11 protein-coding genes and 1 riboswitch are annotated in these 12822 nt (G+C 61.9%); of the genes, 5 read left to right on the top strand and 6 right to left on the bottom strand.

All coding sequences use genetic code 11. The features are described 5' to 3' along the window. Positions 1 to 88: 88 nt before the first annotated feature. Entirely contained in the window at positions 89 to 1978 is a 1890-nt protein-coding gene (gene thiC, locus ACOYXI_RS21935; RefSeq protein ID WP_223007153.1) for a phosphomethylpyrimidine synthase ThiC, read from the bottom strand. A 146-nt stretch (positions 1979 to 2124) separates the two neighbouring features. Beyond that, positions 2125 to 2230: riboswitch (TPP riboswitch) on the bottom strand. 205 nt (positions 2231 to 2435) lie between these two features. Between thiC and ACOYXI_RS21930 the strand changes: the two genes are divergently transcribed. Further along, positions 2436 to 3869 carry a TolC family outer membrane protein gene (locus ACOYXI_RS21930; RefSeq protein WP_098966910.1) on the top strand — a complete coding sequence of 478 codons (1434 nt, stop codon included), beginning with the start codon at positions 2436 to 2438 and terminating at the stop codon, positions 3867 to 3869. A gap of 168 nt (positions 3870 to 4037) precedes the next feature. Here ACOYXI_RS21930 and waaA read toward each other — a convergent pair whose 3' ends face one another. Together waaA and ACOYXI_RS21920 are read right to left on the bottom strand one after the other, a co-directional pair. Continuing rightward, the gene (gene waaA / locus ACOYXI_RS21925; protein ID WP_461675294.1) at positions 4038 to 5312 is read right to left on the bottom strand and encodes a lipid IV(A) 3-deoxy-D-manno-octulosonic acid transferase; all 1275 of its coding nucleotides are present in this window, start codon (positions 5310 to 5312) and stop codon (positions 4038 to 4040) included. Positions 5313 to 5323: 11 nt separating this feature from the next. Further along, positions 5324 to 6226, bottom strand: a complete 903-nt coding sequence (locus ACOYXI_RS21920) for a LysR family transcriptional regulator (protein ID WP_461675293.1) — start codon at positions 6224 to 6226, stop codon at positions 5324 to 5326. Positions 6227 to 6328: 102 nt separating this feature from the next. On the opposite strand from ACOYXI_RS21920, the gene ACOYXI_RS21915 reads away from it, so the two are divergent. The 4 genes from ACOYXI_RS21915 to ACOYXI_RS21900 all read left to right on the top strand — a co-directional run bounded on the left by ACOYXI_RS21915 (position 6329) and on the right by ACOYXI_RS21900 (position 9850). Further along, positions 6329 to 6661: a DMT family transporter gene (locus ACOYXI_RS21915; RefSeq protein WP_003221050.1), complete on the top strand. Its 333-nt coding sequence runs from the start codon at positions 6329 to 6331 to the stop codon at positions 6659 to 6661. A gap of 204 nt (positions 6662 to 6865) precedes the next feature. Beyond that, a complete protein-coding gene (locus ACOYXI_RS21910) occupies positions 6866 to 8041 on the top strand; it encodes an NAD(P)/FAD-dependent oxidoreductase (protein ID WP_461675292.1) in 1176 nt (391 codons plus the stop codon). Further along, on the top strand, positions 8038 to 8850 hold the full coding sequence (locus tag ACOYXI_RS21905) for an aldo/keto reductase (RefSeq protein WP_461675291.1): 813 nt from the start codon (positions 8038 to 8040) through the stop codon (positions 8848 to 8850). The genes ACOYXI_RS21910 and ACOYXI_RS21905 overlap by 4 nt, the downstream gene beginning before the upstream one ends. A gap of 31 nt (positions 8851 to 8881) precedes the next feature. After that, the gene (locus tag ACOYXI_RS21900) at positions 8882 to 9850 is read left to right on the top strand and encodes a hypothetical protein (RefSeq protein ID WP_027611383.1); all 969 of its coding nucleotides are present in this window, start codon (positions 8882 to 8884) and stop codon (positions 9848 to 9850) included. An 84-nt stretch (positions 9851 to 9934) separates the two neighbouring features. On the opposite strand, the gene hldE is transcribed toward ACOYXI_RS21900, so the two are convergent. The 3 genes from hldE to ACOYXI_RS21885 form a co-directional block, all read right to left on the bottom strand. Then, positions 9935 to 11356 carry a bifunctional D-glycero-beta-D-manno-heptose-7-phosphate kinase/D-glycero-beta-D-manno-heptose 1-phosphate adenylyltransferase HldE gene (gene hldE / locus ACOYXI_RS21895; RefSeq protein WP_007967376.1) on the bottom strand — a complete coding sequence of 474 codons (1422 nt, stop codon included), beginning with the start codon at positions 11354 to 11356 and terminating at the stop codon, positions 9935 to 9937. Positions 11357 to 11458: 102 nt separating this feature from the next. Beyond that, positions 11459 to 12070 (bottom strand): adenylyl-sulfate kinase, encoded by a 612-nt coding sequence (gene cysC / locus ACOYXI_RS21890; protein ID WP_461675290.1) that lies wholly within the window; start codon positions 12068 to 12070, stop codon positions 11459 to 11461. Continuing rightward, positions 12063 to 12767: a sulfotransferase family 2 domain-containing protein gene (locus ACOYXI_RS21885; protein ID WP_027611380.1), complete on the bottom strand. Its 705-nt coding sequence runs from the start codon at positions 12765 to 12767 to the stop codon at positions 12063 to 12065. The genes cysC and ACOYXI_RS21885 overlap by 8 nt, the downstream gene beginning before the upstream one ends. Positions 12768 to 12822 lie beyond the last annotated feature (55 nt).

Here is a 12822-nt window from a genome sequence, read left to right as displayed (position 1 = left end):
TACATCTGAAGGACCCGGTTCTCAAAATTGCGACTGCTGCGCAGTCGATCGGGGATAAATCCCCTCACCACAAAAGATCAGTCAGGGATCAGACTTTTTTATAGAGCTGACTGCCTTCCTTCTTGAACCGCTCGGCCTGCTCCGCAAGACCCTGGGCGACGTCCACGTCGACCGCGTCGATCCGCTGGTTGGCCGCGTATTCACGGACTTCCTGAGTGATCTTCATCGAGCAGAATTTCGGCCCGCACATCGAACAGAAGTGCGCGACCTTGGCCGAGTCTTTCGGCAGGGTTTCGTCGTGATACGAACGCGCGGTGTCCGGGTCCAGACCGAGGTTGAACTGGTCTTCCCAGCGGAACTCGAAACGCGCCTTGCTCAAGGCGTTGTCGCGAATCTGCGCGCCCGGATGCCCTTTGGCCAGGTCCGCTGCGTGGGCGGCGATCTTGTAGGTGATGATCCCGGTCTTCACGTCATCCTTGTTCGGCAAGCCGAGGTGTTCCTTCGGCGTCACGTAGCAGAGCATGGCGCAACCGAACCAGCCGATCATCGCCGCACCGATACCCGAGGTGATGTGGTCGTAACCCGGCGCGATGTCGGTGGTCAGCGGGCCGAGGGTGTAGAACGGCGCCTCGTCGCAGCACTCCAGCTGCTTGTCCATGTTCTCTTTGATCAACTGCATCGGCACGTGGCCCGGGCCTTCGATCATGCACTGCACGTCGTGTTTCCAGGCAATCTTGGTCAGCTCGCCGAGGGTTTCCAGTTCGCCGAATTGCGCTTCGTCGTTGGCGTCGGCAATCGAGCCCGGACGCAGGCCATCGCCCAGCGAGAAGCTGACGTCGTAGGCCTTCATGATTTCGCAGATTTCGTCGAAGTGGGTGTAGAGGAAGTTCTCTTTGTGGTGCGCCAGGCACCACTTGGCCATGATCGAACCGCCACGGGAAACGATGCCGGTCACGCGTTTGGCGGTCAGCGGCACGTAGCGCAACAGCACGCCGGCGTGGATGGTGAAGTAGTCGACGCCCTGCTCCGCCTGTTCGATCAGCGTGTCGCGGAACAGCTCCCAGGTCAGGTCTTCAGCGACGCCGTTGACCTTCTCCAGCGCCTGATAGATCGGCACGGTACCGATCGGCACCGGCGAGTTGCGGATGATCCACTCGCGGGTTTCGTGAATGTGTTTGCCGGTGGACAGGTCCATCACCGTGTCCGAGCCCCAGCGAATGCCCCAGGTCAGTTTCGCCACTTCTTCTTCGATGGACGAACCCAGGGCGCTGTTGCCGATGTTGCCGTTGATCTTCACCAGGAAGTTACGGCCGATGATCATCGGTTCCAGTTCGACGTGGTTGATGTTGGCCGGAATGATCGCGCGACCACGGGCGATTTCTTCGCGGACGAATTCAGCGGTGATTTCTTTCGGAATGCTCGCGCCGAAGCTGTGGCCGGCGTGTTGCTGGTTCAGCAGGCCGGCGGCGCGGGCCTCTTGCAGCTTCATGTTTTCGCGGATGGCGACGTATTCCATCTCGGCGGTGATGATGCCTTTGCGCGCGTAGTGCATCTGGCTGACGTTGGCCCCGGCCTTGGCCCGGCGCGGGTTGTTGACGTGAGCGAAACGCAGTTTGGTCAGTTCAGGGTCGGCGAGGCGCTCCTGACCGAAGTTGGAACTCAGGCCTGGCAAACGCTCGGTGTCGCCACGGTCGTCGATCCACGCCGAACGCACGTCGCCCAGACCTTTGCGCACGTCGATCACCACGTTCGGATCGGTGTACGGGCCGGAGGTGTCGTAGACGGTGACCGGCGCGTTGATTTCGCCACCGAAATCGGTCGGCGTCACATCGAGGGTGATTTCGCGCATCGGCACGCGGATGTCCGGGCGCGAGCCCTGAACGTAGACTTTTTGCGAACGGGTGAACGGCTGAACCGACTGCTCATCGACCTTGGCCGAATCACTCAGGTTGATCGCGTTTTTTGCTTTTATCGTCATCACGGGCTCTCCAGACAGCATCCAGGCAATGGATTGTCGGAGCAGAACCTGAAAGGCACGGACGCACCAGGACTGGTGCTGTGCATCGTCGTCGAGCGTTCGATTGTCGAACAATATCCCGGACGAAGCACAAGAGGACTCGCCGGGTGACGAGAAATCTTGTTCCCTACGCAGGCGCTAACCTGATCAGGTTCAACGGGATCCGAAATTATTCGATCTCAGCCTCATAGCAAGGCACCCCGACAAGAACCCGGCCAGTCTAGACACAACCAGCAAAGAACGCCAACACCGCGGCAAACACCATGATGAATGGCGCAATTACCGGGACTTGCAGGATTGTTGCCGCACGATTGCGCAACTACACTCGCTTTGCCCTGCGCGCCTTGACGCTGCCGGGGCCGCGCCGTAGCCTTGGCGCGCACATTATTTCCGTAATATTTTTGCTAGGGATCGCCTCATGCTGCGCAAACTTTCACTGGCTCTTGCCGTGTCTTGTGCGTCCAACGCAATGGCCTGGGCAGCAGAAGCGCCCTTGTCGACCAAGACCGATCTGGTCAGCGTCTATCAGGAAGCCGTCGACAACAACGCCGATCTGGCCGCCGCCCGCGCCCAGTACGGCGCCCAGAAAGAAGTGGTGCCACAGGCCCGTGCCGGCTTGCTGCCGAACTTGTCTGGCGGCGCCGAAGTGGCGAATGTGCGCACCTCGATCGACCAGCCTTCAGCCATTGCTAATCGCAGCGCGCATTCCTATCAGGCGACCCTGGCACAACCCTTGTTCCGCGCCGATCGCTGGTTCCAGTACCAAGCGGCGAAAGACGTCAACGAACAAGCCGCCCTGCAACTCTCGGCCACCGAACAGAACCTGATTCTGCAATCGGCTGAAAGCTACTTCAACGTGCTGCGCAGTCAGGACAACCTGGCCTCGACCAAGGCTGAAGAAGCCGCGTTCAAGCGTCAGCTCGACCAGTCCAACGAGCGTTTCGATGTCGGCCTGTCGGACAAGACCGATGTCCTGCAATCGCAGGCCAGTTACGACACCGCGCGCGCCAACCGTATCGTTGCGCAGCGTCAGGTTGACGATGCGTTCGAAGCGCTGATCACCCTGACCAACCGTCAGTACAACTCGATTCAGGGCATCGTCCACACGCTGCCGATCCTGCCGCCGGCGCCAAACGACGCCAAGGCCTGGGTCGACACGGCGGGCAAACAGAACCTCAATCTGCTGGCGAGCAACTTTGCGGTCAGCTCCGCCGAACAGACCCTCAAACAGCGCAAGGCCGGTCACCTGCCGACCCTCGATGCCGTGGCCAAATACGAAAAGGGTGACAACGACGCCCTCGGTTTCGCCAACCCGAACGCCTTCGGTACGCCGTACAGTGGCAACGTCGAGCAAAGCACCCTGGGCCTGCAACTGAACATTCCGATCTACAGCGGCGGGCTGACCAGTTCGCAAGTGCGACAGTCCTATGCGCAACTGGATCAGAGTGAGCAACAGCGCGAATCCCTGCGCCGGCAAGTGGTGGAAAACACCCGCAACCTGCATCGCGCGGTGAACACCGATGTCGAGCAGGTGCAGGCGCGCCGCCAGTCGATCATCTCCAACCAGAGTGCGGTGGAAGCCACGGAAATCGGTTATCAGGTGGGTACGCGCAACATCGTCGACGTGCTCGACGCCCAGCGCCAGCTGTACACCTCGGTGCGCAACTACAACAACACCCGCTACGACTACATCCTCGACAACCTGCGCTTGAAGCAGGCGGCAGGGACCTTGAATCCGGGTGACTTGCAAGACCTGGCGCGCTATCTGAAGGCCGACTACAACCCGGACAAGGACTTCCTGCCGCCGGATCTGGCCAAGGCAGCCGAAGCACAGCTCAAGGCCCGGCCGTAAACAATCTGGAAAATCCCCTGTGGCGAGGGGATTTATCCCCGATGGGGTGCGTAGCAGCCCCAAAACCATTCACCGCGGTGATTCAGTCAGATATGGCAAGCAGGGTTAACGACTGCTGCGCAGCCGATCGGGGATAAATCCCCTCACCACAATAAATGTTCCGGGCGACTATTTGATCAACCGGCCCAGCCCATCCAACAACCGCTGCAACGCCCCCTGATTACGCCGCATCACCGCCAGCCCCGCCTCGGCCATGCGCTGGGCATCGCGCGGCAATTCGAACAAGCGCTGCACTTCCACCGCCAGCCCTTCGGCATCATCCACTTCGGCCAGCGCGCCGGCTTCACGCAATTGCGCGGCGATGTCGAGGAAGTTGAACAGATGCGGGCCGCTGAGCACCGGTTTTGCCAGTGCCGCCGGCTCCAGCAGGTTATGCCCGCCGTTGGGCACCAGGCTGCCGCCGACGAAAGCACTGTCAGCCAGTGCATAGAGAAACAGCAGTTCGCCCATGGTGTCGCCAAGCAGCACTGAAGTGTCCGCTTCGACGTTGGCACCGGTGGAACGGCGCACCGTGGCAAAGCCTTCACGCTGGCACAATTCGAACACCGAGTTGAAGCGTTCGGGATGGCGCGGCACCAGAATCAGCAGCGCATTCGGGTAGTTCGCCAGCAGCCGACGATGGGCGTCGAGCACGACCTCGTCTTCGCCTTCGTGGGTGCTGGCGGCGATCCATACCGGGCGCTCCAGCGCTTGCCACTGCCCGCGCAGCTCAGCGGCACGTTGCAGCAGTTGCGGGTCGATGGTCAGGTCGAACTTGATCGAACCGGTGACTTCAACCGTCTGCGGGCGGGCGCCGAGATCGCGGAACCGTTGGGCTTCGGCTTCGGTCTGCACCGCAAAAAAACTCATTTCAGCGAGCATCGGCGCGGTCAGCTTGCTGAAGCGGCCATAGCCTCGGGCCGAGCGCTCGGACAATCGCCCGTTGGCCAGCGCGACCGGAATCCCGCGCTTGGCGCACTGGTGGATGTGGTTGGGCCACAGTTCGGTTTCCATGATCACCGCCAGTTTCGGTTTGGCGTGATCAAGAAAACGCGCCGCTGCGCACGGCAAGTCGTAGGGCAGATAACAATGCTGGATGCGCGGTTCGCCGGCGAACAACGCCTGAATCCGTTCCGATCCGGTCGGCGTCATGCAGGTCACGGTGATCGGCAGCTGTGGATAACGCTGCTGCAAGGCGCGAATCATCGGCGCGGCGGCAATGCTTTCGCCCACCGACACCGCGTGCACCCAGATCCCGCCGGGTTGCAGTGGTGGCATCCCGTAAGAGAAGCGCTCGCCAATCCGCTTGGCATACGCCGGGGCCTTGCGCGAGCGCAGCCACAGCCGAATCGCCACCAATGGCAGCCCCAGGTAAAACAGCGCGGTGTAGAGAGTTCTATTCATGGCGGCGGAGTTTATCGACTTTTGTCGCCAATCGCCCGCAAGTGCACGGCAAAACGTTCGGCCAGCCAGCGCGCAGCCGGGCCGAGGGGTTCATCCCGGCGCCAGACCAGCTCCACCACCAACGCCGGCGGGGTCCATTCGCTGTCCAGTTCGACCATCAGGCCGTGATAGGCCGAATACTGCACCACATGCCGGGGTAGCCAGGCCCAGCCCAGATCCCGCACCAACCATTCGGCCATCACGTAGAAACTGTCAGCGCGCCAGACTTGCGGGCTAGCCGGTTCGTTGCCGGGGTAGACGCTGGTCTGCGTCGACATCAGCAGTTGCCGATGCTGCGCCAGTTGCTGGCAGGTGACGTAGGACTGCGTCGCCAGCGGATGATTGATGCCGCAGACGGTGACCATTTCTACCCGGCCCAATACCCGACGCTCCAGCGCTTCGGGAATTTCGTCGTGATAGAACAGCAGGCCCAGATCAGCGCGACGCTCGACCAGTTTGCGTGCGACTTCACCTTGAGCGGCGCTGGTCAGTTGCACTTCGAGGCTGGGAAATTGCTCGGCCAGCGCATCGAAGCTTTCCACCAGTGCCTGATACGGCATCGCTTCATCCTGCGCCACGCGCAACTGCGCTTCCTGACCGCGCATCATTGCCATCGCCCGACCGTTCAGCCGCGCACATTGGCGCAACACTTCCCGGGCTTCTTCGAGCAGGGCTTCGCCCGCTTCGGTGAGCCTGGGTGAGCGACCACTGCTACGCTCGAACAGGCTGACGCCCAAATCGTCCTCCAGCATGGCAATCGCACTGCTGATCGCCGACTGCGCCTTGCGCTGCTGGCGCGCCACGGCAGAAAACGAGCGCTGTTCGGCGACGCTGACGAAGGCGCGCAGTTGTTCCAGATTCCACAGGGTATTCATGCAGCAACCCATCTTCAAAACAGATAGGTAATGACTTTACCCCATCTGGCGAGCGACTAGAATGCCGCCTCAGCAAGCAACGTTTTACATGAGGATCTACACATGAACGCCTACGCCTTTCTGGCCATCGCCATCTGCGCCGAAGTGATCGCCACCGTTTCGATGAAAGCGGTCAAAGGCTTGAGCACCCCGCTGCCGTTGATTCTGGTGATCGTCGGCTACGGGATCGCCTTCTGGATGCTGACGCTGGTGGTGCGCACTGTACCAGTGGGAGTCGCCTACGCCGTGTGGGCGGGCATGGGCATCGTCATGGTCAGCGTCGCAGCGCTGTTCATTTATGGGCAGAAGCTGGACGTGCCGGCGATGCTCGGAATGGCGCTGATCGTGCTCGGCGTGGTGGTCATCCAGCTGTTCTCCAAGACTGCCGGGCACTGATTTGCAGTAACGCAAATCCCCTGTGGAAGCGGGCTTGCTCGCGAAGGCGGTGTGGCAACAACATTTCTGTTAACTGACACACCGCATTCGCGAGCAAGCCCGCTCCCACATTTGGTTTTGCATCTGCCCTGTTGATCATCGACAAATCCCGCTCTTTCCCGAGTCTGTATACTGCGCCCTCGTCTTGAACACTGAGGTCGTTGCATGCCATCCGTTATTTCCACCGACGTTCTGATTGTCGGCGCTGGTGTCGCCGGCCTCTGGCTGAACGCGCGTCTGCGCCGTCAGGGTTTTTCGACCGTGCTGGTGGAAAGCGCCAGTCTCGGCGGCGGGCAGAGCGTGAAGTCCCAGGGCATCATCCACGGCGGCGCCAAGTATGCGCTGCACGGTGCGCTGACCGGCGCCTCGGAAGCCATCGCCGACATGCCGCGCCGCTGGCGTGAAGCGCTGGCCGGCAACGGCGAGCTGGACCTGTCCGGCGTGCGCCTGTTGTCCGAAGCGCATTACCTGTGGTCGCCCGGCACCCTCGCCGGCAACCTCACCAGTTTCTTCGCCAGCAAAGCCGTGCGTGGCCGGGTCGATCAGGTCAAGGGCGATCAACTGCCGCCGGCCCTGCAAGACAAGCGCTTCAAGGGCAAGGTCTATCGCCTCGCCGAACTGGTGGTTGACGTGCCGAGCCTGATCCAGCGCCTGGCCGATCTGGCCGGTGACGGCCTGCTCGCCGGGCAAACCATCGCGCCGCTGCTGGAAGCCGGTGTGCTGGTCGGCCTGAAGGTCGACGGTCGCGAAATCCACGCCCAACGCATCGTCCTCAGTGCCGGCGCCGGCACTGCCCGATTGCTGGAAGACCTGGGCCTGACTCAACCGGCAATGCAACGCCGGCCGCTGCACATGATCATCGCCAAAGGCCCAAGCCTGAAGCCGCTGTACGCTCACTGCCTGGGCGGCGGCACCAAGCCGCGCATCACCGTCACCACCCACCCGGCCGCTGACGGCAACTGGGTCTGGTACCTGGGCGGCGACATTGCCGAAAGCGATGGCGTGGCCCGCGAACCTGCCGAGCAGATCGCCACCGCGCAGAAAGAGCTCGGCCAGTTGCTGCCATGGATCGATCTGAGCCAGGTGCAATGGGCGACCTTGCGCGTGGATCGTGCCGAGCCGCTGCAAACCGGCCTGAGCCGGCCGGACAACGCCTTCCTCGCCGAGCAGGGTCGCCTGCTGGTGGGCTGGCCGACCAAACTCGCACTGGCGCCGGACTTCGCCGACCGGGTCATCGCTGCGCTGGAGCGCGACGGCATCCAGCCGCAACCGGCCGAGCCATTACCGGCACTGCCAAAACCACCGATGGGCGTTCCAGCCTGGGAGCAACTGCTGCCATGACTATCGCGAACCTGCACGACCTCCACCGCCCACTGGGCAGCACCGGCCTGATGGTTTCACCGCTGGGCCTGGGCACGGTCAAACTGGGCCGCGACCAAGGCGTGAAATACCCCAACGGTTTCCAGATCCCCGACGATGACGCGGCACGCATGCTGCTCAAGCAGGCCAAAGGGCTGGGCATCAACCTGATCGACACCGCCCCGGCCTACGGTCGCAGCGAAGAACGCCTCGGCCCGTTGTTGCGCGGCCAGCGGCAGGACTGGGTAATCGTCAGCAAGGTCGGTGAAGAGTTTGCCGACGGCCTGTCGCGCCATGACTTCAGCGCCGCACACACACGGATGTCGGTCGAGCGCAGCCTGCAACGTCTTGAAACCGATTTTATCGACCTGGTGCTGGTGCACTCCGACGGCAACGACATGGCCATCCTTGAGCACGAAGAGGTCTACGCCACCCTCGCCGCACTCAAGGCCGAGGGCAAGATTCGCGGTTTCGGCTTCTCCGGCAAAACGGTCGAGGGCGGACTCAAGGCGCTGGAGCAAGGGGACTGCGCGATGGTCACCTACAATCTGAACGAACAGAACGAGAAGGCAGTCATTGACTATGCTGCTGCCCACGGCAAAGCCATTCTGGTGAAAAAAGCCTTGGCCAGCGGCCATGTATGCCTGAGTCCGGGCGTGGATCCGGTGCGCGCCAGCTTCGAGTTGTTGTTCCAGCAGCCAGGCGTGGCCAGTGCTATTGTCGGGACGATCAATCCGCTGCACCTCGCCCATAACGTTGCGACCGTTGCCCAGGTCCTCCGTAGTCACTGACGCCGCCCCGCGGCCTTAAGCAGGAGCCGACATGCCGCGCACGCTCATCAGAAAGAACCCGAGCAACTTCAAGACGCTGCCGCTGTTCGTCGAGGCCACGCCCGAAGGCCTGACGTATCAGAGCGTCGGCATGCCGCTGAATTTCGCCCAGACCCTGCAGCGGCGCAAACCGGTGAGCGTGGCGGATGCCGAGCGCTTTGCGGTGGAACTGGCCAACCTCGGGGTCTCTGTGCGCCTGACCCTGCACTGGCAGAATCGCGATTACTGGGTGCTGGTGCGCCAGCGTCGGCAGGATCGTGGGGACGTCGTGCTCAAGCTGATTTCCGGTTACGTGCCTGCTCAAGAACTGAACATCCCGCTGCACACGGCGATTCAGGAAATTGCCGAAGAGTGCCTGCTGGAAACCCCGGAAGGCTGGCTCGGCGGGCGCTTCAACGACACCTGGCTACCGGCGCCCTACGCCTCCGCCCTGCATTATCGCGAGGCCCTGCCGTTTCGCCTGACGCCGCAGTCCGGTTCGGCGCGACCGGTGCGCTGCGCCAATCTGCAATTGCTCGAACGACCACGGGCCTACGTGCATCTGCCGACAGCATCGCTGCAACTGATCTACGACTTGCGCCTGGACGTGCCCAAGGAAGCCAAATCCCTGAGTCTGTTTCACGTCGATGAACGCCTGGAAGGTGATCAACTGGTGGCGCGACTGGACCGCAAGCGCCCGGATTTGTACCTGATGCCGTTGCAGGACGGCGAACCGCTGGCCGAGCTGTATACCTTGAAGAAAGGTCAGCTGTCTCCGGCGGGCACGCGCGGTCTGTATCTGGCCGAAAGCTTTGCCAGACAGGATGGCTGGCTGGTGCGTGACGAGCGGATTCGCTGGAAGGACTGGTTACGCCAACAAGGCCTGACCCCGCCGGAGAAACCCACGGGACTGGCGCGGTTGCGCGGCAAGGCCAGGCAATTGCTGAAGAAGATCGTACCGCGCAAGAAAGTCAGTTCCTGAAAAGCAAAAGATCGCCGCCTGCGGCAGCTCTACAATGGAATGCATTTCCCTGTAGGAGCTGCCGCAGGCTGCGATCTTTTGGCTTTATTGACCGCGGATTTTTTCCACGATCGCCGTGGTCGAGCTGTTTTCCACCAGACCCAGCACTTTCACCGTGCCGCCGTAAGCCTTGACGATATCGGCACCAACAACCTGGTCGATACCGTAATCACCGCCCTTGACCAGCACATCCGGCTTGACCTCGCGCAGCAGGTTTTCCGGGGTGCCTTCGGGGAAGCTGATCACCCAGTCCACCGCACCGAGGCCGGCGAGTACCGCCATGCGTCGGTCGACACTGTTGATCGGACGTCCCGGCCCCTTCAGACGGCTGACGGAGGCGTCATCATTGATCGCCACGATCAGCCGGTCGCCCTGCGCGCGCGCCTGCTCGAGGTAGGTCACGTGCCCGGCATGCAGAATGTCGAAGCAGCCGTTGGTGAAGACGATGCGCTCGTTATGCGCACGGGCATCGGCCACTGCCAGCACCAGCTGTTCCAGACCTAGCACCCCACGCTCCGAACCTTCTTCACGCTGAATCGCGCGGCGCAGTTCCGGGGCGCTGATCGCCGCAGTACCGAGTTTGCCGACCACGATGCCCGCCGCCAGATTGGCCAGCGCCACCGCGTGCGGCAGTTCTTCACCGGCAGCGATCGCCGCCGCCAGGGTGGAAATCACCGTGTCGCCGGCACCGGTCACGTCGAACACTTCACGGGCACGGGCCGGCAAATGCAGCGCCGGATGCTCCGGACGCAACAGGGTCATGCCGTGTTCACCACGGGTGACCAGCAGCGCGCCGAGCTCGAGATCGTGCATCAGGGTCGCGCCCTTGCTCACCAGTTCGTGCTCATCGGCGCAACCGCCGACGATGGCTTCGAATTCGCTGAGGTTCGGCGTGATCAGGCTCGCACCACGGTAGATCGAAAAATCCTTGCCCTTGGGATCGGCCAGCACCGGAATGCCTTTGGCACGGGCTGCCTGAATCAGGGCCTGATGGTTTTTCAGCGCGCCTTTGCCGTAGTCCGACAGCACCAGCACCTTGATGCCTTCGAGCAGATCATCGACCTGCGAGGCCAGGGCCAGCGCATCGGTGGCAAACGGTTCTTCAAAGTCGATACGCAGCAACTGCTGGTGCCGGCTCATGACCCGCAGTTTGACGATGGTCGGCTGGTGCGCGATGCGCTGGAACAGGGCACGCACGCCCGCGCCCTTGAGACTGTTGCTCAGGCTGTCGGCGGCTTCGTCGTCGCCGGTCACACCGACCAGCGACGCCGGCGCACCCAGCGCGGCAATGTTCAAGGCAACGTTGGCAGCACCGCCCGGGCGGTCTTCGATTTGCTCGACTTTTACGACCGGTACCGGTGCCTCAGGGGAAATCCGTGAGGTTCCACCATGCCAGTAACGGTCGAGCATGACATCGCCGACCACCAAGACTGGGGCTTGATCGAATCGCGGCATGGACAACTTCATGGAGCAACCCACATACAAAATGAACAGGGGCGCGATATTAACACAGGGTTGGCGCAGGCTTGCGTGCAGCCTGCAACAGGATGAAACAGTCCGTTACTTTGCTCATTTTTTGAGCACCAGTGCCGCCAGTTGTCCACAGGCTTCGGACAATTCCAGCGCCTCGGTGTCGATTTGCCACTCGGCTGCCAATGGCGCTTCGTAAGGACTGTCCACGCCCGTAAAGTGCGTGATCCGACCTTCCCGTACGGCCTGATACAAACCTTTCGGATCGCGACGGGCGCAGACTTCCAACGAAGTGCTGACGTGCACTTCAATGAATTCATCCTGGGCAAACAGCCTGCGCGCGGCGTCGCGTTCGGCGCGGAACGGCGAAATGGCCGCAACGATCACAATCAGCCCGGCGTCGACCATCAACCGCGCCACCTCGGCCATACGCCGGATGTTTTCCCGGCGGCAGAGGTCGCTCATGCCCAGGTCGCGGCACAGGCCATTGCGCACATTGTCGCCATCGAGCAAAAACGTGTGCAGACCCGACGCATGCAGGTGCAGTTCGAGGGCATTGGCCAGGGTTGACTTGCCGGCGCCGGAAAATCCGGTCAACCACAGGCAGCGTGGGTGTTGTGCCTTGAGCGCTGCCCGGGCCTGGTGCGAGAGCGCCAGACCGTAAGTCCGAATGGCGAGCTTCTGTAGCGGCAGTGACAGGGACTCATTCATACCCGAGCAACTCGTAATCACGCTGATAAACCCGACGTACCAGACGCCGGGTGCGCACCGAACAGAACTCGCGCGCCGGCATCGATTGCCGTTCCCGCGAGCCGTTGACGTGAGGCAACTCGCCAGTCAGCCCCAACTGTTCGCAAACCAGACGAAAATCCCGCGTCAGGTGTTCCTGATAACCGATGAAGTCCAGCGCCAGATGCCCCAGCGAGTCCGTCAGAAAGTCGGTCTGGGCGGCAAAGTGCAATTGCCGGGCAATCGTTTCCGGATGCAGCCAGCGCGCGACAAAAGCGTCGAAATCCCGGTACTGCCGCACCAGCCGTTGCGCCATATGGTCACGCGCGCTCAACTCGTTGCCACGCAAAAAGGCGTAGGCCGAATAGGCACGTTCCAGCGGGTCGCGAACAAAAGCGAACTTGAAGGCGTTGGCGAACTGCTCGGGAAACTGCTCTTCATACCAATACAGCGGCAAGTGCCCGGGTCGCCAGCCGTCGAACAGTGCCGTGCAAACGCTGCTGCCGGCGCATTTCGGAACATGGATAAACAGGCAGGAGCGCTGCTGGAAGGCCTGAGGAAACGTCAGGTTGGCCGACATCGACTTGTTCACCACCTGCCGATCGACCACCGACAGGCGCCCGAGCAGAAAAGCCCGCTGTGGCTTGGGCAGCAGTTTCCAGAGATAGCGTTGCAGCATGAAAGCACCCGCGCGACGGGGATGGCCCCCTCGATGGAAGTCAGAGTTCGTTGAG

Source organism: Pseudomonas sp. G3-19 (assembly GCF_054855875.1).
The sequence above is the reverse complement of the archived record's forward strand: the minus strand, read 5'-3'. Positions and strand labels throughout refer to the sequence as shown.

What these genes read in the sequence shown, in the direction of transcription:
- thiC (WP_223007153.1), bottom strand. Translation starts at nt 1,978, where the DNA reads ATGACGATAAAAGCAAAAAACGCGATCAACCTGAGTGATTCGGCCAAG.
- ACOYXI_RS21930 (WP_098966910.1), top strand. Translation starts at nt 2,436, where the DNA reads ATGCTGCGCAAACTTTCACTGGCTCTTGCCGTGTCTTGTGCGTCCAAC.
- waaA (WP_461675294.1), bottom strand. Translation starts at nt 5,312, where the DNA reads ATGAATAGAACTCTCTACACCGCGCTGTTTTACCTGGGGCTGCCATTG.
- ACOYXI_RS21920 (WP_461675293.1), bottom strand. Translation starts at nt 6,226, where the DNA reads ATGAATACCCTGTGGAATCTGGAACAACTGCGCGCCTTCGTCAGCGTC.
- ACOYXI_RS21915 (WP_003221050.1), top strand. Translation starts at nt 6,329, where the DNA reads ATGAACGCCTACGCCTTTCTGGCCATCGCCATCTGCGCCGAAGTGATC.
- ACOYXI_RS21910 (WP_461675292.1), top strand. Translation starts at nt 6,866, where the DNA reads ATGCCATCCGTTATTTCCACCGACGTTCTGATTGTCGGCGCTGGTGTC.
- ACOYXI_RS21905 (WP_461675291.1), top strand. Translation starts at nt 8,038, where the DNA reads ATGACTATCGCGAACCTGCACGACCTCCACCGCCCACTGGGCAGCACC.
- ACOYXI_RS21900 (WP_027611383.1), top strand. Translation starts at nt 8,882, where the DNA reads ATGCCGCGCACGCTCATCAGAAAGAACCCGAGCAACTTCAAGACGCTG.
- hldE (WP_007967376.1), bottom strand. Translation starts at nt 11,356, where the DNA reads ATGAAGTTGTCCATGCCGCGATTCGATCAAGCCCCAGTCTTGGTGGTC.
- cysC (WP_461675290.1), bottom strand. Translation starts at nt 12,070, where the DNA reads ATGAATGAGTCCCTGTCACTGCCGCTACAGAAGCTCGCCATTCGGACT.
- ACOYXI_RS21885 (WP_027611380.1), bottom strand. Translation starts at nt 12,767, where the DNA reads ATGCTGCAACGCTATCTCTGGAAACTGCTGCCCAAGCCACAGCGGGCT.